This window comes from Promicromonospora noduliphila (assembly GCF_056951025.1).
Genome location: NZ_CM167806.1, coordinates 3,747,980 through 3,767,559, shown reverse-complemented (window position 1 = coordinate 3,767,559; position 19,580 = coordinate 3,747,980). Strand labels below are relative to the sequence as shown.

Genomic DNA, 19,580 nt, shown 5'->3' with positions numbered 1-19,580 from the left:
GGGCCGACGCGTACGTGGGCCGGCCCCGTCCGACGGGACGGTCCGCACACGCCGCGCTCCGCCCGGGGCGCGGTGAGACTTCGATACTTTCGGTGCGGTGTAGAGCCCGGCGGGCTCCACCTCGCACCAGGGGTCTCGAGGTCGGCCCGGACGCCCTGCTCGCGGCGCAGAGGTGGGTTGCCCGCGAGTCGGGCAGTATTCCGGGAGGGCCAGTGTCCCGGCAGCGACGATCGAAGGGTGACGGATCAGTGAGTGACGAGGCGACCCAGGAGTACGCGGTGGACATCGAGGGCAAGCCGGCCCGGCGTGTTCTCCTCAAGCTGTCGGGCGAGGCGTTCGGCGGCGGCAGCGTGGGGCTCGACGCCGACGTGGTCCGGCGCATCGCGAAGGAGATCGGCGTCGCCGTCCGCGACGGCATCCAGGTCGCGATCGTGGTCGGCGGCGGGAACTTCTTCCGCGGCGCCGAGCTGAGCGTCGCCGGGATGGACCGCGCGCGTGCCGACTACATGGGCATGCTCGGCACGGTGATGAACTGCCTGGCCCTGCAGGACTTCCTGGAGCAGGCCGGCGTGAAGACCCGCGTGCAGACCGCCATCACGATGGGCCAGGTCGCCGAGCCGTACATCCCGCTGCGCGCGATCCGGCACATGGAGAAGGGCCGCGTCGTCATCTTCGGCGCGGGCGCCGGCATGCCGTACTTCTCCACCGACACCGTCTCCGTGCAGCGCGCGCTGGAGACGCACTGCGAGCAGGTGGTCATGGGCAAGAACGGGGTCGACGGCGTGTACGACTCCGACCCCCGCCGCAACCCCGACGCCAAGAAGCTCGACCACCTGACCTACACCGACGCCCTCGTCAACCGGCTTGGCGTCATGGACGACACGGCGCTGGCCATGTGCCGCGACAACGACGTCCAGATGCGAGTCTTCGGTATGGAGGGCGAGGGCAATGTCACCCGCGCGCTGGCCGGCGAGCCCATCGGCACGCTGATCACCGCACGCTGACGCGCGCGGTCCGCGCGGCTCCGCGCCGACCAGCACTGACCAGCACTGACCAGCCTGGACCAGCAAGCACCGACCAGCGCCGCCCGGCTCGCCGGGGAAACGCGCGATCCTTTCGATAGCCGGGCGAAGTGTCCGTAGAGTGGCCCCGGCACCACCCGTAGACGAATGAAGGAGCAGTGGTGATCGACGAGACCCTCCTCGAAGCCGAGGACAAGATGGAGAAGGCGATCGAGGTCGCCAAGGAGGACTTCGCGGGTATCCGCACCGGTCGTGCCAACGCGGGGATGTTCAGCAAGATCACCGTCGACTACTACGGCGCGCCCACGCCGCTGCAGCAGCTCGCGTCGTTCAACATCCCGGACGCGCGCACGGTGCTGGTCGCCCCGTTCGACAAGAGCTCGCTGCCCGCCGTCGAGAAGGCGCTGCGCGACTCGGACCTGGGCGTGAACCCGGCCACCGACGGCAACGTCGTGCGCGTCGTGCTGCCCGCCCTCACCGAGGAGCGCCGTCGCGACTACGTGAAGCTCGCCAAGTCGAAGGCCGAGGAGTCGCGCGTCTCGGTGCGCAACGTCCGGCGCAAGGCCAAGGAGGAGCTGGACCGCATCGTCAAGGACGGTGAGGCCGGCGAGGACGAGGTCTCCCGCGCCGAGAAGGAGCTGGACAAGCTCACCAAGAGCCACGTCGACATCATCGACCAGCTGCTCTCCAGCAAGGAGAGCGAGCTGCTCGAGGTCTGATGTCCGCACCGCCCCGAGACAGAACAGAGCGAGACAATGCGCACATCGCCGTGAGCCCCGAGTCCGCCCCGGTCCCGAAAGAGTCGCGCGCGGGCCGCAACCTGCCCGCCGCGATCCTCGTCGGCGTGGGTCTGCTCGGTCTCGTCGGCGCGTCGCTGTACTGGCGGCCGGAGCCGTTCGTCCTGTTCGCGACCGTCCTGATGTGGGCGGGGCTCTGGGAGCTGCGGCAGGCGTTCGCCCGCCGCGCGCTGCGGTTGCCGATGTTCCCGCTGTTCGTGGGGACCGCCGGCATGCTCGTCTCCGCGTACCGGGGCGGTCCGGAGGCGCTGTTCGTCGCGTTCGTGCTGACGGTGGCCGCCACGGTGGTGTGGCGGGCGCTCGACGGCTCCGGCCTCGGCGCCGTGCGCGACTCGGCCGCCGCCGTCTTCGCGGCCGCGTACCTGCCGTTCCTGGCCGGCTTCGTGGTCCTCATGCTGTCGCAGCCCGACGGCGAGATCCGCGTGGTGCTGTTCATCCTCCTGGCGGTCGCCAACGACACCGGCGGCTACATCGCTGGGGTCATGCTGGGCCGCCACCCGCTGGCGCCGACCGTGAGCCCCAAGAAGTCGTGGGAGGGCCTGGCCGGGTCGATAGTGCTGGCCACGGTCATCGGCGTGCTCGGAGCGGTGTACGGGCTGGGCGAGAGCCCACTGCTCGGCGTGGCGCTCGGCGTCATGACCGCCATCACGGCGACGATCGGCGATCTCGCCGAGTCGCTCCTCAAGCGTGACCTAGAATTGAAGGACATGGGCTCATTGCTCCCGGGGCACGGGGGCGTGCTGGACCGGCTCGACTCCTTGCTGATCACGGCGCCCTTCGTCTATCTCGTGCTCTCGGTGGTTGCCTGATGAAAACTCCCCTCGCCCAGCCGATCGTCCGGCCGTCGGACGAGACCCCCGCCATCCCGCTGCAGATGGCGCCGCGGCGCCGCGGCAAGGCGCCCAAGCACTTCGCCGACCTCACGCCGCAGGAGCGGGTGGCGTCGGTGGCCGAGGCCGGGGAGCCGGCGTTCCGGGCCAAGCAGCTCGCCACGCACTACTTCACGCACTACACGAGCGACGCCGCGCAGATGACGGACCTTCCCGCGAAGTCGCGCGAGGCCCTCGCTGCCACGATGTTCCCCGAGCTGATCCGGCCCACGCGCAGGCTGGAGGCCGACGGCGGCACGACGGTCAAGACGCTCTGGCACCTGTTCGACGACGCCAAGGTCGAGTCGGTGCTCATGCGCTACCCGCAGCGCACCACGCTGTGCGTCTCCAGCCAGGCCGGCTGCGGCATGGCCTGCCCGTTCTGCGCCACGGGCCAGCTCGGCCTGACCCGCAACCTGTCCACGGCGGAGATCCTGGAGCAGGTCCGCGCCGCGTTCCGCTCGCTGGCCGACGGCGAGATCCCCGGCGGGCCGACCCGGCTGAACAACCTGGTGTTCATGGGCATGGGCGAGCCGCTGGCCAACTACAAGGCCGTGATCGAGACGGTGCGGACGCTGGTGGCACCGCAGCCGGAGGGCTTCGGCATGTCGGCCCGCAACATCACCGTCTCTACCGTGGGTCTGGTCCCGGCCATGCAGAAGCTCACCAAGGAGGGCATCCCGGTGACGCTCGCCCTGTCGCTGCACGCGCCCGACGACGACCTGCGCTCCGAGCTGGTGCCGATCAACACGCGCTGGAGCGTGGACGAGGCGCTGGACGCCGCACGGAACTACTTCGAGGTGACCGGCCGCCGCGTCTCCATCGAGTACGCCCTGATCAAGGACATGAACGACCACGCGTGGCGCGCCGACCTCCTGGGCGAGAAGCTCAACGCGCGGGGCCGCGGCTGGGTGCACGTGAACCCGATCCCCCTCAACCCGACGCCCGGCTCCATCTGGACCGCGAGCGACCGTGAGGTGGAGGACGAGTTTGTGGCACGATTGCGCGGTCACGGAATCCCGACCACGATCCGGGACACCCGCGGGAGCGACATCGACGGGGCCTGCGGACAGCTTGCGGCGGAGGAGGACGACGAGTGAGTGGGATGTTCAACAGCGTTCCCAGGATGCGCACCGGGTACGACAAGGACGAGGTCGACGAGTTCTTCGAGCATGCGAGGCAGGCCTACGAAGGACGCACTGCTGAGCGCCTGACGAGCGCCGACATCCAGGCGTCGACCTTCGACCTGACCCGCGGCGGGTACAACACCCACGAGGTCGACGCGGCGCTCGACCGGCTCGAGGCGGCGTTCATCGCCCGGCAGCGTGCGGAGTACGCGGCGGCGCACGGGCAGCAGGCGTGGATGAACGCGCTCGCCGAGCGCGCCCGCTCGCTCTACCCCCGTCTCGGCCGGCCCGACGGCGAGAAGTTCGCCCCCGCCGACCGCGGCTCGCAGGGCTACGACAAGGACGACGTCGACGACCTGTGCGACCGGCTCATCGGCTACTTCGACCGTCAGGAGCCGCTGACTGCCGGCGACATCCGCTCGGCCACGTTCGGCCGGGCCCGCGGCCCCGAGGCGTACGACGAGGCCTCGGTGGACGCGTTCCTGAGCCGTGCGGTGGAGGTCCTGCTCGGGGTGGAGTGACCCCTCGGCAAGGATTCGGCAGGTCAGCCGGCGGCCGCAGGGTCAGACGGCGGCAGCGGGCTCCCGTTCCTCGCGCAGCAGCACCTCGTGCCGGGTCGCCGTCAGAAAGCTGCGGATCGCGTCCCGGCTCTTGGTGAGGCAGTCGATGCGTGCCTGCACGCCCACCAGCTCCGTCGCGAGCTGTTCCGCGACCTCGCGCGGGCAGGTGGGCTCGGCGCGTGCGGCGGCGTCCTCGGTGTCGAGGAGGATCTTGACCAGCCGGGTCGGGATGCCCGCCTGGACCAGGCCCGCCACGCGCGACACCCGCTCGACGTGCGCCTCGGTGTACGTGCGGTAGCCGTTGGGCGCGCGGTCCGCCTCGAGCAGGTCCTGCTGCTCGTAGTACCGGATGAGCCGGGTGTTCACACCCGTGCGCTCGGCGAGCTCACCGATCCGCATGGCACACCTCCGAACCGGGTCCCGGGCGGGACCTTGACATTGACATCAGTGTCAAACTTTAGCGTGGTCGGCATGGAGACAACAGCCACTGAACCAGCCGCCCGAGTGGTCCCCGACCCGCCCTCGGCCGACCTTCCCATCGCCCACCCCGCCGCCGTCCTGCCCTGGCCCTCGCTGCTCGTGCTCGGCGCCGGGACGCTCTTCATGGTCACCGCGGAGATGCTGCCCACCGCGGTGCTCGAACCGATGAGCACCGGCCTCGGCGTCGCCGAGTCGAGCACCGGCCTGCTCGTCTCGATGTGGGCGGGCGTCGTGGTGGTGCTGAGCTTCCCGCTCGTCCGCCTGACGCGGCGGTGGGACCGGCGCGCCGTCATCGCCGGCGGGCTCGCCGTCCTCGCGGTCTCGTCGGCGCTCACGGCCCTCGCCCCGACGTTCCAGGTCGCCGTCGGCGCCCGGGTCCTCGGCGCCGCCGCCGTCGGCCTGCTGTGGGCGACGACGAACGCGCACGTCGCCGACCTGGTCCCCGACCGCCTGCTCGGCCGTGCGATCGCCGTGGTGCTGGGCGGGGCCACCCTCGGGATGGTGGTCGGCACACCGCTGGCCCGCCTCGTGGCCGACGCCGCCGGCTGGCGGGCCGCCTTCTGGGCCCTCGCCGCCCTGGCGCTGCTGAGCGCGGCCGCGGTCCGGCTGGTCGTCGCCCGCGCGGCCGGGTCCGACAGCGCGCCCGCGGAAGCGGCGGGCCGTGATGGAGCGGCGGCGGCCGCCGCCGTGCCCGGTACCGGAGGCGCCGCCGCCGGGCGGAGCATGCCACGCCTGCTCGCGGTGACCGCGCTCGTCGCCCTGGTCCTCGTCGGCCACTACGGCGCCTACACGTACATCACGCGCCTGGTGGAGGCGCCCGCGCAGGCCCTGCCGGGCGGGATGAGCACCCTGCTGCTCGTGTTCGGGCTGGCCTCGGCCGTCGGGGTAGCGCTGGCCGGCCGGCTCGGCGACCGCAGCGGCCCCGCCCTCGTGGTGAGCGTGGCCGCGACGGCACTCACCGTCCTGGGCCTCGGCGTCGTCGACGTCGCTCCGGCGGTCGGGATCGCCGTGGTCGCGGCCTGGGGCGTCGTGTCGGGCGGCATGCCACCCTTCGCGCAGACCCTGATCCTGCGGCTGGCCGGACCCGCGCGGCGCTCGTTCGCCGGCGCGCTGATCCCCGTGCTGTTCAACGGCGGTATCGCCGTCGGGGCCGCGCTGGCGTCCGCCGTCGTGGCACGGTCGGGGGTCTCCGCTCTGCCGCTGCTGGCGGCCGTGGTCGTCGGCGCGGCGGCGGCAGGCCTGGCCCTGACGCTCCGGCGCGGGTGACCGGGCGGGCGTGACCGGGCGCGTGACCGAGCAGGCTCGACGAGCGGGCGTGACGAGCGCGCGTGACGAGCGCGCGGGACCGGGCGTACGTGACCCTGCGCGCCAGACCCGGCGTAAAAGACGCAGCGACCCGACGTGTCGGGCGTGCAGACCGCCAAGGCGGCCCGCACGCCCGACACGGGGAAAGAGCGGTCAGCAGGCCGGCGCCACCGGCTCGTCCGAACCCGTGTTGACGTAGGCGTCCGCCACCCAGTTGTTCCGCCCGATCCGGTCCCAGATGTTGCTGGTGCCGTAGGTCCCGGTCACGGTGGTACCCGTGGCCGTGCACTCGATCACGACGTTCGCGTAGTTGCCCGCGAGCCCCACGGCGGCGGTGTTGGTCCCGGGCCCCGAGCGGACCGTGAGCGGCCCGCCGCTCGTCCGGACGATGCCCCGGGGGCCGGTCCCCGTCCACAGGTAGGTGACGTCGGTCCAGGCGTTGTCGGTCAGCCCGACGCCGTCCCAGAACGTGCCGTCCGCGAGGTCGATCCCCGCCGGGTTGAGCACCCGGCGGCCGAACCCGTCCAGCCCGCCGTTGTAGCCGTCCTGGTAGGCGGCCTGCGCCTCCGGCTTGCCCTGCGGCAGGTCGGTCCAGGACTGGCGGGTCCCCGCGGGGTTCCAGTAGTCGTCGGTGGTGTTCCACGGGCCGACGTCCCACACGGGCGCGTACGCGCAGCGGCCGGTGCTCGGGGCGCAGACCCGCACCGAGTAGCTGCCCGAGTTGTTCGCCGACAGCCCGCGCCGCGACGGCAGGGCGACGAAGTGGTCGCGCGTCGTGATGACGTGCCCGTTCGCCGTGGTCCCGCCCACCAGGCCCTCGCGGGTCGCGTAGATGCGGTAGGTCCGCTCACCCGCGAGCGGCTGGGCCTCCGCCTCCTGGAGCGACCGGGACCGGGGCGCCTGCGGCGTGAGCGTCACCTCCCGCACGGCCGGGCCGGCGGCGCTGTCGCCGAGCAGCGTCACGCGCGCCTGGACCGTCGTGGCCGACGCCGGGAGCGGCGAGCCGGCCGGGACCCACTCGGTCCAGGAGTCTGGGCCCTGGCCGGCGAGCCGCCCGCGGACGTCGACGAGCACGGACGTACCGGCGGGGGTCACCGCATCGACGTCGGCGCGGACGACGCCCGCGGCCGCGTCGAGGACCACCGGCTCGGCCACGAGCTGACCGGACGCCTCCTCGGGTGCGGGGGAGGGGACACCGCCGTCGGCGCTGGTGGAGGGGCCACCGCGGTCGGCGCGGGTGGACGAGCCGAGGCCGCCCGCCGCGCCGCCGTCGAGCCGGAGGGTGCCCGCTGCGTGGCGCACGCCGACGTCGTCGCTGGTGAGGGTGTCGAGGTCGAGCGACCACGCGCCGGCGGCCGACGCCGGTGCGACCTCCGGTCGGGGTGCGTTCGCGACCGCGGCGTTCGCCGCGAACCCGGAGGTGAGGAGTGCGGTGGTGGTAGCCGCCAGGAGCGCGGCACGGTGTCGTGTCTTGCGTCCGTGAGTCAACATGTCGTGAACCTACGGTCATGTCACCTTCACCGCCATGGTGAGAACTACCCCGCACGCCGGACAGCTCCGCCGTGGCGCCCGGCGTGCCTCCGGCCGGCGAAGGACGCCCCGTTCGGCGGAACGCGGCCGCCCGCGGCGCGGCATGGTGCATGATCGGGGAAGGCATCCGGCGGCGGTGCCGCGCAGCGACGAGCAAGGAGAACCACGTGTCCGAGTTCCTGGCCGACCAGCCCGGCAAGTACGACCTCGACGGCGACGGCATCACGGACGTCGAGCTCCTCGACACCGACGGCGACGGCGCGGTGGACGCCCAGTTCGAGGACTACGACGCCGACGGCGTGGCCGACGTCGAGCTGCACGACACCGACGGCGACGGGCGGCCCGACGTCGTCGTGGAGACCGCCGGCGGGACGCGGACGATCTCCGTGGACACGGACGGCGACGGCGAGGACGACGCCGTCGACTCGTTCCCCGCCTGAGCCGGGCCGGCCCTCGTTCCCCTGAGCCGGGCCGGCCCGCGCCCGAGCCCTATGCCCGCGCCGGCTTCGGCACCCGCGGGCCGTAGACCAGCCGGCGCAGCGCCACCTCGGCCGGCCCGCGGCGGCCCGTGCGCTCCTGCCAGACGGCGAACGCCACGGTGGCCGCCCAGACGGCGACGGCGTACAGCAGCATGCTCCACGAGCTGAGGTGCTGGCCGAGCCCGAGCCCCCAGGCGGCCAGGACCGGCGCGCACAGCACCGACTGCAGCAGGTAGGAGGTCAGCGACCGCTTGCCGACCGCCTGCACCGCGCCGGCGAACGGCCCGTCCGTGGTGAACAGGTTGGTCGACGGGGCGCCGGTGCGGCGCAGCGCTACCCGGTGGCCCAGCAGGGCGAACAGTGCGACGTAGCCGAGGCCGCCGAAGAAGCCGGTCAGGATCTGCACGGGGTAGAACACCCAGGCGGCGTGGTCGGGCACGGCGATGGCGCCGACGTGGTCGAGCGCGGACGGCAGCGGGCCCAGCCAGCCGATCGTGATGCCGACCACCGCCACCCGGCGCAGCAGCGGCAGGTGCTCGCCCGGGTTCTCCAGGATGCGGCGGCGCCCGGCCCAGAACGCCAGCAGGAGCATCATCGGGACCACGAGCATGAGCACGCCCTGCGCGACCGTGCCGAGCGTCCAGAACGCCAGCCGCTCGCCGATGGAGGCGAGGTACGACGTCGTCGACATCGCGGCGTCCGACGGGGCGAAGCCGGCGGCGATCGCCTGGGCCTCTGGCGAGTCCGCCGGGAGCTGCGCGGTGAAGACCGCGCCGATCACGGCGAACACCGTGGCGACCGTCAGCGCGCCGCCGAGCACCCAGGTCCACACGATGAGCGTGCGGTCCTTGGCCTCGAAGAAGAGCCACACCATGAGCAGGCCGGCCAGGCCGTACGCGCCGAGCACGTCGCCCATCCAGAGCAGCGCCGCGTGCACGAACCCGAACACGAGCAGCAGGACGTTGCGCTTCTGCAGGAGCCGCCGGGCGGCGGCCTCCGCGGTTCCCGAGGACACCTGGCGGTTGTAGAGCTGCATCATCCCGTAGCCGAACAGGAACGCGAACATGGGGTAGGTCCGCAGGTCCACAAGGACGATGATCAGGAAGTCGGCCACCTTGTCGACCGTCGTCCCGTCGACCGGGTGCGAGGAGCTGGGGCTTATCTCGCGACCCCACAGGTAGAAGGGCGTGTTCGCGATCGCGATCAGCAGGAGCATGAAGCCGCGGGCGAGGTCGGGCGCCGGTGAGCGCTCGGCGGCCTGGACGGGTCCCCTGGTGAGGGCTGTGGTCGGCATGGGTACATCTCAGCAGGTCGGGCCTGCGGCCGCGAGCAAAGCGCCGCCATGGGGAGACCTATACATACCGGACGGAACACCCGTTCTGGTAGTTTCGTCGCACCATGAACAGGAGGCACCAGTGAGCACGGACGGACTGCCGGAGCAGGCACAGGCGGCGCAGGGCACCGCGACAGGGGAGGCGGCGCCCGGGGCGACGCCGCAGGCGGCGGCCGTCGTCGAGCGCGACGCGAGCCCGGAGCAGGTCGTGAGCCCGGTACAGGACGAGAAGCCGGCGCAGGACGAGGAGCCGGAGCGCGCGGAGAACCTTGAGACGCGCACGGCGGCCCGGCTGCACGAGCTGGTGGTGTCAGGTGCGGACAAGCTGCCCGGCGAGGCGGGCAGCACGGTGTCGCGGCTGGCCGTCGCGCTGCTGTCGTTCGGCAGCCAGGCCTCCGCCAAGGGCCAGGACAAGTCGACCTCCACGCTCGTGGGCGAGGCCGTCGGCCTCTTCCACAGCCTCGACGACGACGACCCGGGCAAGCAGCGGGCCGCCCTGGAGCACGCGCTGGAGACGTTCACGACGTCGGCGATCGGCGGCAAGGAGCGCGGTCAGGTGCTCGAGGTCGCCGAGGAGGCGATGAGCCTGTGGGCCAAGCTGCGCGGGACGTCGTCCGACCTCGCCAAGTCCGACGCCGCCGCGTCGCTGCGCTCGCTCACGGGCGTGCTGCGCAAGGAGGGCCGCGACGACGAGGCCGACGAGGCCGAGAACGAGGCCAAGCGCCTGGAGGCGTGAGCTCCTGAGCCCGTCCGCCTGCCGAGGGCGGGCGGGCTCGACAGTGCGACCGGACCGCGACCGGACCGCGACCGGACAGGGCGGCGCGGGCTGACAGGATGGGCCCATGCGAAGCGTCACCCTTCTGGGCTCCACCGGTTCCATCGGCACGCAGGCCATCGACGTCATCGGGCGCAACCCCGACCGCTTCCGCGTGGACGCGCTGTCCGCAGGCGGGGCGGACCTGCCGCTGCTCGCCCGGCAGGCGACCACGCTCGGCGTCCGCGCCGTCGCCGTGGCCGACGGCGCGGCGCGGCCCGCGCTGACCACCCTGCTCCGCGAGGCGGGGGCCGACGGCGTCGAGGTGCTCGCCGGACCCGACGCCGCGACCGAGCTGGCCGGCCGGGGGAGCGAGGTGGTGCTCAACGGCATCACCGGATCGGTGGGCCTGCGCCCCACCCTCGCGGCGCTGGAGGCGGGCTCCACGCTGGCGCTCGCCAACAAGGAGTCGCTGGTGGTGGGCGGCGCCCTGGTCAAGGCGGCCGTGCGGCGCGAGGGCCAGATCGTCCCCGTGGACTCCGAGCACTCGGCCATCGCGCAGGCGCTGCGCTCCGGCGCGCCGTCCGAGGTCCGCAAGCTGGTGGTGACCGCGAGCGGCGGGCCGTTCCGGGGGCGTACCCGGGACGAGCTCCGCGACGTGACACCGGCCCAGGCGCTGCGGCACCCCAACTTCTCGATGGGGCGCGTGATCACCACGAACTCCGCGACCCTGGTGAACAAGGGGCTGGAGGTCATCGAAGCGCACCTGCTCTTCGACGTGCCGTTCAGCGCCATCGACGTCGTGGTGCACCCCCAGCAGATGATCCACTCGATGGTCGAGTTCGCCGACGGCTCCACCATCGCGCAGGCCGGCCCGCCGCGGATGCTCGTGCCGATCGCGCTCGGCCTGTCCTGGCCGGACCGCTTGCCGGACGTCGACGTCGGCATCGACTGGACGCAGGCCGCCACCTGGGAGTTCGCACCCCTCGACGACGACGCCTTCCCCGCCGTCCGCCTGGCCCGTCAGGTGGGCGAGGCCGGCGGCACGTACCCGGCGGTCTACAACGCGGCGAACGAGGTGTGCGTGGACGCGTTCCACGACGGCAGCATCGGGTTCCTCGACATCGTCGACACCGTGTCGGCCGTCGTGGAGGCGCACGCCGACGGGGAGGCAGGCGACGCGGCGTCGGTCGAGGGTGTGCTGGAGGCCGACGCCTGGGCCCGCGCCCGGGCAGCGGAGATCCTCAAGACCGCCTGACCGGCTTGATCCTCGGTCTCGAAAGGGAGTCGCTCAGCGCGGGGTGCCTCAGCGGCGTACCGAGCGGGCGGCGAAGCCGTGGTCGACGGGCCCGTGGCCGTGCCACGGGCCGCCTGCTGTGCCGGTGCCGCCGATCACCAGGGCGTCCGCCGCGCGGAGCGTCTCGGTCAGGTAGTCCTTGGCGGCGCGGACGGCGGGTTCCCACCCGTCGTGCAGGGGCCGCAGGACGGCGCACGCCGAGCTGAGCGTGCAGCCGGTGCCGTGGGTGTTCCGGGTGGGAATCCGAGGGGCGGCCAGGGCGACGACGCCGTCCGGCACCATGGCCGTGCCCGTGACCGACCGGAGTTCCGGCCCGGCAGTCGTACCGGTGGCCGTCCCGGCTCGCGCACCGGTGACCGCGCCGGGTTCCGGCCCGAGGCCCGGGCCCGCGAGGTGGTCGACCGACTCGGCCGACCCCAGGTGCCCGCCCTTGACCAGCACGAACCGCGCACCGAGGGACCGCAGCGCGCGGGCCTGGTCGGCCGCCTCGCCGTCGTCCCGTGCAAGCTCCGTGCCGAGCAGGACGGCGGCCTCGGGCAGGTTCGGCGTGACGAGGTCGGCCAGCGGCACCAGCTCGTCGCGCAGCACCGCCTCGGCGTCGGGCGCGAGGAGACGGTCGCCCGAGGTCGCGACCATCACCGGGTCCAGCACCACGAACGGCGCGCGCCCGGCGGACCGCAGCTCGCGCAGGGCGGCCGCTATCGCGCGGGCGATCTCGGCGTCCGTCGTCATGCCGATCTTCACGGCGTCCACCGCGACGTCGGCGAACAGCGTCTCGAGCTGCGCGGTCACCATGTCGGCGGGCACCGGCAGCACGCGCGTCACGCCGGTCGTCGACTGCGCGGTCAGGCCGGTGAGCACCGCGCACCCGTAGCCGCCGAGCGCGGCGAAGGTCTTCAGGTCGGCCTGGATGCCCGCACCGCCGGACGGGTCCGAGCCGGCGATCGTCAGCGCGACTACCGGGTGGCCGCTCGGGCGGACACCGCTCACGAGGCCGGTCCTGCCGTCACGCCGGACCGCATACCGGCGTGGTCACCACGCGTGCGGCCGCCCGCCCGTACCGCGTCCCAGGCACGTGCGATCTCCCGCGCGGACGCCGCCGGGTCCGGCCTGCCGCACACCGCGGAGACGACGGCGCTGCCGACCGCGCCGGCGTCGTGCACGGCCGGGACGTCGGCGGCGCGCAGCCCGCCGATCGCCACGCACGGCAGGGGCGTCGCAGCCGCGACGACGGCGAGCCGCGCGAAGCCGATCGCCGGGCGCGCGTCGGTCTTGGACAGGGTGGGCCGCACCGGCCCGACGCCGAGCAGGTCGACCGTGCCCGGCGGGAGGTCGGCCGTCGCGCGCGCCTCCTCGGGCGTGCTCACGCTGAGCCCGAGGTGCCGTCCCGGGCCGAGCAGCCGCCGCGCGGAGACGGGGTCCAGGTCGTTCTGGCCCACGTGGGCGCCGTCGGCGTCGATGACGAGCGCCACGTCCACCCGGTCGTTGACGACGAGCGGCACCCCGAGCGGGCGCAGCAGGGTGACCAGGGCGTGCCCGAGGTCCACCAGCTCGCGTGTGGTCGCCCCCGGGTCGCGGAGCTGGACGGCGGTCACGCCGCCGGCGACCGCGGCGTCGACGGTCGCGACGACGCCCGCCGGGCCGCCGCACTGCGCGGTGTCGGTGACGAGGTAGACGGACGGGTCGAGGCGGGGCCGGGCGTTCATGCGTCGGCCCGCGCGGACTCGTGCGCGCCGTCGCCGGCCACCTCGGCAGCGGCCCTGTCCGAGACCTCGCCAGCGGCAAGCCCGGCAGTCCCGGCGCCCTCGCCAGCGGCCGACTCGACGGTGACACCACCGCCGTACCCCACCGCGTCCGGGTCGACGTCGAAGACCCGGTCGATCAGCTCCACGGCGAAGCTGCCCGGCGCGGGCGAGTTCGTGAGGTCGGCGGCGACGCAGAGCCACGCCGTCGCGGCGGTGGCGGCGAGCAGGCGGTCCTCGGTCACGGCCGCACAGGCCGCCACCAGGGCGCCGAGCGCGCAGCCGACCCCGGTGACCCGCGTCATCAGCGACGTGCCCGCCTGGACGCGGACCACCCGTTCGCCGTCGGTCACCAGGTCGGTCGCGCCGCTGACGGCGATCACCGCGCCGGACGACCGGGCGAGGCCGAGCGCGACGCCCCGTACGCCGTCCGGCGTGTCGAGGGAGTCCACGCCGCGGCCGCCGGCGCCGCCGGCGAGGGCCTGGATCTCGGAGGCGTTGCCGCGCACGACGGCGGGGCCGCGCGCCAGGAGCTCGGCGGCGAGCCGGGTGCGCAGCGGTAGCGCGCCGATGGCTACCGGGTCGAGCACCCACGGCACGCCCGCCGCGGTGGCGCCGTCGACGGCGGCCCGCATGCCGTCGGCCTGGCCGCCCTCGACCGTGCCGAGGTTGATCAGGAGGCCGCCCGCTGCGCCCGCCATGACGGGCGCCTCCTCGGGGTCGGCGACCATGGCGGGCGCCGCACCCGCCGCGAGCAGCAGGTTCGCGGTGAAGTTGGTGACCACGACGTTGGTCACGCAGTGCACAAGGGGTGAGGTGCTGCGCACCGCTGTGACGACCGACGCGACGGCGTCGGGCAAGGCTGAACCCATGAGGCGTTCCCTTCGCTAGCACTACCTAGATCAGGTTCCACGGGTACGTCTCAGCCGGGCCATCGCCCGGCGCCCCGCGCCAATGGGCACCACCATAGGCCGACGGCGGCGGTGTTCGAAACCGTCTCCGGGCGGCCGTCAGGCTCCTCGTGGGCCGGGCTGGGCCGGCTCCGCCCCGCACTGCAGCCCGTCCACGAGCAGGTCGACCATGCGCCGGCCGTGCTCCGGCTCCTCGTCGTCCATGGGCAGGGACAGCTTGGACACGGCGTACAGGAGGTCCTTGGGGCTGGCGACGGCGCGGATCTCACCGGCGTCGACCGCCGCGTCGAGCAGCGCACCGACGGCGGGGCCGAGCCGCCCGATGAAGTAGCCCGGCAGGGCGTCGAACGCCGGGTCGCCCGAGTGCAGGGCCGAGGCGAGCCCGCGCTTGGTGACGAGGAACTCGGTGTACCGCTGCAGCCACTTCTCCAGGGCCACCACCGGCTCGTGCTTCCCCGCCAGGACGGGGGCTGCGTCGGCGCAGGCGTCCACCTCGTTCTGGAACACGGCCTTGACCAGGTCGGAGCGCTTGGGGAAGTGCCGGTACAGGGTGCCGACGCCGACGCCGGCCAGGTCGGCGATCTCCTTCGCGGGAGCGTCGACGCCCGACGTGCCGAAGGTGGCCTTCGCGGCGTCGAGCAGCGCGTCGATGTTGCGCTGCGCGTCGGCGCGCAGCGGGCGCTGCGCTGTGTTCTGGGTCACGTCACTCCATCCCTTGCTATCCGGAACGGCTTTCCATATAGTTCTGGAAGAGCGTTCCGCTTAGTTCCAGAGTACGGCATAGCGCGGGCGCCGACCAGACCTCGACCCCAGGAGGAGCCATGCAGTACCGCACACTCGGTAGGACCGGGATCAGGGTCAGCCCCTACGCGCTGGGCGCGATGATGTTCGGCGCGATCGGCAACCCCGACCACGAGGAATCGATCAAGATCATCCACAAGGCCCTCGACGCGGGCATCAACTTCATCGACACGGCCGACGCCTACTCGCACGGTGAGTCCGAGGAGATCGTGGGCAAGGCGCTCAAGGGGCGGCGCGACGATGTCGTGCTGGCCACCAAGGTCAACCTGCCCATGGGCGACGACCCCAACCGGCGCGGGAACTCCCGCCGCTGGATCATCGCGGAGGTCGAGAACTCGCTGCGCCGCCTGGGCACCGACTACATCGACCTGTACCAGGTCCACCGGCCCGACCCGGACACGGACGTCGAGGACACGCTCGCCGCCCTGACCTACCTGATCAACTCGGGCAAGGTGCGGGCCATCGGATCGTCCTCGACGCCCGCCGTCGACATCGTCCAGGCGCAGTGGGTCGCCGAGCGGCGCGGTCTGGAGCGCTTCCGTACCGAGCAGCCCCCGTACTCGATCCTGAACCGCGGGATCGAGCGCGACGTGCTGCCGGCCGTCCAGCAGTACGGCATGGGCGCCCTGGTGTGGAGCCCGCTGGCCGGCGGGCTGCTCACGGGCCGGTACCGCAAGGGCCAGGACGCCGACACCCACCGGGCGCGGTACGGCTTCGAGCACCTGCGCGACGAGCGCCGCCTCGACGTGGTCGAGCAGCTCATCCCCGTCGCCCAGGACGCGGGGATGCCGCTGAACCACCTCGCCATGGCGTTCGCCATCGCCCACCCGGGCGTCACCTCCGCGATCATCGGCCCGCGCACCATGGAGCACCTCGACAGCGCGCTCGCCGGCGCCGAGGTGACCCTGACCGACGACGTCCTCGACCGGATCGACGCCATCGTGCCGCCCGGCACCGACGTCGGCCGCCTCGACATGGCCTACGACCCGCCCGCGATCTACCAGGCGGCGCTGCGCCGTCGGCCCGCGGACGAGCGCGCGGCGGCGTGACCGCGCTGCCCCACACCAGGCGCGCCGACCGCGCCGCGTCGCACCAGGCGCCCTGACGGCGCCGCCTCGCACCAGGCGCCCTGACGGCGCCGCCTCGCACCACCCAGACGGACAAGGACCTGTCATGACACACAAGCAGCAGCCCATCGGAACCGGGTTCACCGCGGCCTCCACGGTCGACGACGTGCTCGCGGGCATCGACCTGACCGGCAAGAACGTCGTCATCACCGCCGGCCACTCCGGGCTCGGCCTCGTGGCGACGCGTGCGCTGAGCCGGGCCGGCGCGTCGGTGACCGTCGGCTCGCGGGACACCGAGCGAGCGGCGGCGGCGGTCGCCGGGATCGAGCGGGTGGAGGTCGCCCAGCTCGACCTCATGGACCCGGCGTCGATCGACGCCTTCGTCGCGAGCTACCTCGCGACCGGCCGTCCGCTGCACATCCTGATCAACAACGCCGGCTACCCGGCGCCCGCCGAGATCGTGCGCGACGCGCGCGGCTACGAGGCCCAGTTCTCGACCAACCACCTCGGCCACTTCCAGCTCACCCTCGGCCTGCACCCCGCGCTGCGGGCGGCCGGCGGCGCCCGGGTGGTGTGCACGACGTCGGGGGCCCAGCGGATGTCGGACATCCTGTGGGACGACCCGAACTTCACCCACGGCGGCTACGACCCCGGCCTCGCCTACGCCCAGTCGAAGACGGCGAACGTGCTGTTCGCGGTCGAGCTGGACCGGCGGTGGGCCGACGAGAAGATCCGCGCGTTCGCCGCCCACCCCGGCGTCATCGCCACCACGTCGTTCAACAGCTCGGTGGGCGTGGAGTCGCAGCGCGCCCAGGGGCTGATCGACGAGGCGGGCCTGCCGATCATCGACCCGGAGAACGGGAAGAAGACCGAGGCGCAGGGGGCCGCCACCATCGTGTTCGGCGCCACCAGCCCGCTGCTCGACGGCCTCGGCGGCGTCTACCTGCACAACAGCGACATCTCGCAGCTCAACGACGACGACGTGCCCCTCACCGCGGACTCGGTCCCGGGGGACGTGGTGTCGCACTCGATCGACCCGGAGTCGGCGCAGCGGCTGTGGGAGCTGAGCGAGCGGCTGCTCCAGGCGTAGGGGGCGGCGGGTCGGGGCGTGCGGGTTGCCCGGGTGACCCGCACGCCCCGACCCGTGGGGTCAGTGCCTACGGGTCCAGTTGAAGACGGTCCACCCCGTCACCAGGGCACCCACGGTGACCAGAGCCGTGGCGGCGACCGCCTGGACGCCGTTGATCAGCGTGGCGTCCATGGCCACCTGGACGGTGCCGATCAGGGCGTAGACGCCGGCGAACACCGTGATGGCCGACAGCGTGCCGTCCATCAGCCGGCGCCGGGAGCGCTCGCGTTTCACCTCGGCCGCGCGCTCCCGGTCGCCGTGCAGGCGTTCGAGGGCGGCGAGCCGGGCGGCGATGGGCTCCTGGAGCAGCTCGCGCAGCCGCTCAGTGACCACGGCGGCCTGCTGCTCGAAGTGCGAGGCCTGCAGGAGCTGGTTCAGCATCCGCGACTCCAGCGCCGAGGCGAGGAACGTGGGCGAGGTGATGGTGGTCAGCGTGGTGCGGACCTCCGAGGCGAACTCGTGCAGGCGGAGCTGCTCGCGCGTGAGCCGCTCCTTGCGGTCGGCGAGGTCGTCGCCGTTGCTCACGTCGTGGTCGGCGAGCAGCGTCGCGACGATCCGCAGGTGGTCGGCGAGGGTGGCGTTCCAGGCGCTGAACATGCCGTTGAGGCTGGCCACGAACTCGGCGAGCGAGCCGTACTGGGAGATCTTGAAGTGCGCGGTGCCGACCAGCGCGACGGTGGTGGAGTTGGTGGCCACCGCCACGACGTCGCCCAGGTGCCGCACGCCCTCCAGCAGCACCGGGTTGCGCTGGCGCAGGGTCCAGTCGCACAGCGTCGCCGTGCCGTACGAGACCGGGTGCAGCAGCACCTGGGAGCCGAACGCGGCCAGCAGCTCGTCCCCCATGGTGACCGGCGTGCGCCGCTCCGCGGGCGCGGCGGGCCCGCGCCCCCTGCTCGCCTCGTAGACCGTGGTGACCACGTGGGCGCGGCCCTGGGCGATCTCCGTGCCCTGCCGGACCAGGTCGGCCGTCGCGCGCTGGAGCAGGTCGGCGAGGTCGAAGAGCCGCTCGGGCGGCAGCGCGCCACCCGGGTCGACGTCGACGGGCGTGCCGTCGGGCGCTATCCACCGCACCCGGATGTCGGCGTGCAGGTTGGACAGGCGGAACCGGGCGTCGCGCACCTGCTGGGGCGACTGGTCCCGCGCCGAGTAGCGGAACCGCACGTAGTGGTTGCCGAACTCGGTGAGCCGCACGTCGCAGGACAGCTCCTCGATGAACGTCCCGTCGGGCTGCTCCAGGCGCACGTTCGGCATGGACAGCGACACCCCGCCGTACGGGCGCGCCGCCCGGTCGACGCTGGCCCAGACGTCGTCCATCTTGAGGCGCCCGCGCACCGCGAAGGCCTCGACGCCGAGCAGCTCCGGGCGCTCGTCGCGGTGGGCGAGGCGCCGGATGGCAGCCACCGCCGCGGCCGGGCTGACGTCGCGCAGCCCGAACGGGTAGACGTAGATCGTCCTGACCCGGTCGAGCGTGAGCCAGGTCGCGTCGAGGTTGCGGTGCAGCTCGGCCAGGTGCATCCGGTAGGAGCGCAGCTCGCTGGCCAGGATGTAGTTGAGGTGCCGGTCCGTCTCCGCCGCGCGCAGGCCTTCGAGCGCCGGCTCGAGCCGCGCCGGGTCGCCGGCCATTGCATCGGAGGCGGCCAGCGCGGCCTCGGCCAGCGCGCGGAAGTACCGGATGCGGGTCACGGCCTGCGGCACAAGCACGCGGCGGAACGGGGAGGTCGGGTCGGGGATGGCGCGCGCGGCCTGGAGCAGCTCGGCGCACCGCTCGCCGGCCAGGCGCGCGGCGTCGGCGAGGCGGGACAGGTCGCCCGCGCTGCGGGCGGCCGAGGTGTGCATCTGGGTGATGAGCGTGCGCAGCAGCACGGCGACGGCGTCGCCCTCGGCCCGGCAGACGTCGTCGGGGGCGCTGTCGCGGCACGTGGCCCAGGCCTCGACGAAGGCGCGCAGCGGCACGATGATGCGGCCGTGCCGGAACGTGTACTGCAGCGCGTCGCCGGCCTGCGACCACAGGTACACGCCGAGCAGGGCGGCCGCGCGCGGCTGTCCGGCGACGGCCTTAAGCGCGGCGGCGGTCTGCGGGCCGCGCGGGTCGCCGGGTACGGGGTGGCGGCGGTTGGGCGCCTCGCCGTCGTCGCCCATGTTCCAGCGGGAGGCCGCCCAGATCGCGTTGACGTCCACGCCGATCTCGCGGAGCTGCCTGGCGACTCCGGAGTTGCCGTCCACGCCGGGCCAGGCCTCGGTCTGGAACAGCGAGGTGAGGCTCTCCGCGAGGAACGCGGGGCCGTGCGCGTGCAGCTCCCGGAACGCCGGGACGGACGAAACAGACATGTCGCCAGGTTAATGATCAGTAACCGATGTTTCAACGAATCACCAACGA

Annotated in this window: 19 protein-coding genes and 1 riboswitch; of the genes, 11 read left to right on the top strand and 8 right to left on the bottom strand. The window is 73.3% G+C overall.

Translation table 11 applies throughout. The features are described from left to right. The first annotated feature begins 248 nt into the window (after positions 1 to 248). The 5 genes from pyrH (at position 249) to AC0QU1_RS16535 (ending at position 4,336) form a co-directional block, all read left to right on the top strand. Complete coding sequence (gene pyrH, locus AC0QU1_RS16555) at positions 249 to 1,004, top strand: UMP kinase (RefSeq protein WP_483570808.1); 756 nt, start codon at positions 249 to 251, stop codon at positions 1,002 to 1,004. 179 nt (positions 1,005 to 1,183) lie between these two features. Continuing rightward, on the top strand, positions 1,184 to 1,741 hold the full coding sequence (frr, locus tag AC0QU1_RS16550; protein ID WP_483570806.1) for a ribosome recycling factor: 558 nt from the start codon (positions 1,184 to 1,186) through the stop codon (positions 1,739 to 1,741). Positions 1,742 to 1,791: 50 nt separating this feature from the next. Continuing rightward, positions 1,792 to 2,628, top strand: a complete 837-nt coding sequence (locus tag AC0QU1_RS16545) for a phosphatidate cytidylyltransferase (protein ID WP_483570804.1) — start codon at positions 1,792 to 1,794, stop codon at positions 2,626 to 2,628. After that, entirely contained in the window at positions 2,628 to 3,788 is a 1,161-nt protein-coding gene (gene rlmN / locus AC0QU1_RS16540) for a dual-specificity RNA methyltransferase RlmN (RefSeq protein WP_483570802.1), read from the top strand. The genes AC0QU1_RS16545 and rlmN overlap by 1 nt, the downstream gene beginning before the upstream one ends. Positions 3,789 to 3,814: 26 nt before the next feature. Further along, positions 3,815 to 4,336, top strand: a complete 522-nt coding sequence (locus AC0QU1_RS16535; protein WP_483616237.1) for a DivIVA domain-containing protein — start codon at positions 3,815 to 3,817, stop codon at positions 4,334 to 4,336. A 42-nt stretch (positions 4,337 to 4,378) separates the two neighbouring features. Here AC0QU1_RS16535 and AC0QU1_RS16530 read toward each other — a convergent pair whose 3' ends face one another. Beyond that, positions 4,379 to 4,774 carry a MerR family transcriptional regulator gene (locus tag AC0QU1_RS16530; protein ID WP_483570798.1) on the bottom strand — a complete coding sequence of 132 codons (396 nt, stop codon included), beginning with the start codon at positions 4,772 to 4,774 and terminating at the stop codon, positions 4,379 to 4,381. A gap of 72 nt (positions 4,775 to 4,846) precedes the next feature. On the opposite strand from AC0QU1_RS16530, the gene AC0QU1_RS16525 reads away from it, so the two are divergent. Then, on the top strand, positions 4,847 to 6,121 hold the full coding sequence (locus AC0QU1_RS16525) for an MFS transporter (protein WP_483570796.1): 1,275 nt from the start codon (positions 4,847 to 4,849) through the stop codon (positions 6,119 to 6,121). A gap of 192 nt (positions 6,122 to 6,313) precedes the next feature. Here AC0QU1_RS16525 and AC0QU1_RS16520 read toward each other — a convergent pair whose 3' ends face one another. Continuing rightward, complete coding sequence (locus AC0QU1_RS16520; protein ID WP_483570794.1) at positions 6,314 to 7,651, bottom strand: DUF8814 domain-containing protein; 1,338 nt, start codon at positions 7,649 to 7,651, stop codon at positions 6,314 to 6,316. Positions 7,652 to 7,857: 206 nt separating this feature from the next. Here AC0QU1_RS16520 and AC0QU1_RS16515 point away from each other — a divergent pair, with 206 nt between their 5' ends. Beyond that, on the top strand, positions 7,858 to 8,130 hold the full coding sequence (locus AC0QU1_RS16515) for a hypothetical protein (RefSeq protein ID WP_483570792.1): 273 nt from the start codon (positions 7,858 to 7,860) through the stop codon (positions 8,128 to 8,130). Between the two features lie 49 nt (positions 8,131 to 8,179). Here AC0QU1_RS16515 and AC0QU1_RS16510 read toward each other — a convergent pair whose 3' ends face one another. Then, entirely contained in the window at positions 8,180 to 9,463 is a 1,284-nt protein-coding gene (locus tag AC0QU1_RS16510) for a DUF418 domain-containing protein (protein ID WP_483570790.1), read from the bottom strand. 121 nt (positions 9,464 to 9,584) lie between these two features. Between AC0QU1_RS16510 and AC0QU1_RS16505 the strand changes: the two genes are divergently transcribed. Together AC0QU1_RS16505 and dxr are read left to right on the top strand one after the other, a co-directional pair. After that, positions 9,585 to 10,238 carry a hypothetical protein gene (locus AC0QU1_RS16505; RefSeq protein ID WP_483570788.1) on the top strand — a complete coding sequence of 218 codons (654 nt, stop codon included), beginning with the start codon at positions 9,585 to 9,587 and terminating at the stop codon, positions 10,236 to 10,238. A 106-nt stretch (positions 10,239 to 10,344) separates the two neighbouring features. Then, positions 10,345 to 11,514: a 1-deoxy-D-xylulose-5-phosphate reductoisomerase gene (dxr, locus tag AC0QU1_RS16500; RefSeq protein WP_483570786.1), complete on the top strand. Its 1,170-nt coding sequence runs from the start codon at positions 10,345 to 10,347 to the stop codon at positions 11,512 to 11,514. A gap of 48 nt (positions 11,515 to 11,562) precedes the next feature. Here dxr and thiD read toward each other — a convergent pair whose 3' ends face one another. The 4 genes from thiD to AC0QU1_RS16480 form a co-directional block, all read right to left on the bottom strand. Beyond that, on the bottom strand, positions 11,563 to 12,543 hold the full coding sequence (thiD, locus tag AC0QU1_RS16495; protein ID WP_483570784.1) for a bifunctional hydroxymethylpyrimidine kinase/phosphomethylpyrimidine kinase: 981 nt from the start codon (positions 12,541 to 12,543) through the stop codon (positions 11,563 to 11,565). Continuing rightward, positions 12,540 to 13,259, bottom strand: coding sequence for a thiamine phosphate synthase (gene thiE / locus AC0QU1_RS16490; RefSeq protein WP_483570782.1), 720 nt, complete (start codon positions 13,257 to 13,259; stop codon positions 12,540 to 12,542). The genes thiD and thiE overlap by 4 nt, the downstream gene beginning before the upstream one ends. Continuing rightward, the gene (gene thiM / locus AC0QU1_RS16485) at positions 13,256 to 14,167 is read right to left on the bottom strand and encodes a hydroxyethylthiazole kinase (protein WP_483570780.1); all 912 of its coding nucleotides are present in this window, start codon (positions 14,165 to 14,167) and stop codon (positions 13,256 to 13,258) included. Before thiM ends, thiE begins: the two co-directional genes overlap by 4 nt. Beyond that, positions 14,157 to 14,254, bottom strand: a riboswitch (TPP riboswitch). Its footprint overlaps the gene before it by 11 nt. 51 nt (positions 14,255 to 14,305) lie before the next feature. Beyond that, the gene (locus AC0QU1_RS16480) at positions 14,306 to 14,908 is read right to left on the bottom strand and encodes a TetR/AcrR family transcriptional regulator (RefSeq protein WP_483570778.1); all 603 of its coding nucleotides are present in this window, start codon (positions 14,906 to 14,908) and stop codon (positions 14,306 to 14,308) included. Positions 14,909 to 15,027: 119 nt separating this feature from the next. Between AC0QU1_RS16480 and AC0QU1_RS16475 the strand changes: the two genes are divergently transcribed. After that, a complete protein-coding gene (locus AC0QU1_RS16475) occupies positions 15,028 to 16,056 on the top strand; it encodes an aldo/keto reductase (RefSeq protein ID WP_483570776.1) in 1,029 nt (342 codons plus the stop codon). A 124-nt stretch (positions 16,057 to 16,180) separates the two neighbouring features. Continuing rightward, complete coding sequence (locus AC0QU1_RS16470; protein WP_483570774.1) at positions 16,181 to 17,164, top strand: SDR family NAD(P)-dependent oxidoreductase; 984 nt, start codon at positions 16,181 to 16,183, stop codon at positions 17,162 to 17,164. A 60-nt stretch (positions 17,165 to 17,224) separates the two neighbouring features. On the opposite strand, the gene AC0QU1_RS16465 is transcribed toward AC0QU1_RS16470, so the two are convergent. Continuing rightward, positions 17,225 to 19,531, bottom strand: a complete 2,307-nt coding sequence (locus tag AC0QU1_RS16465; protein WP_483570772.1) for a hypothetical protein — start codon at positions 19,529 to 19,531, stop codon at positions 17,225 to 17,227. Positions 19,532 to 19,580: the final 49 nt, after the last annotated feature.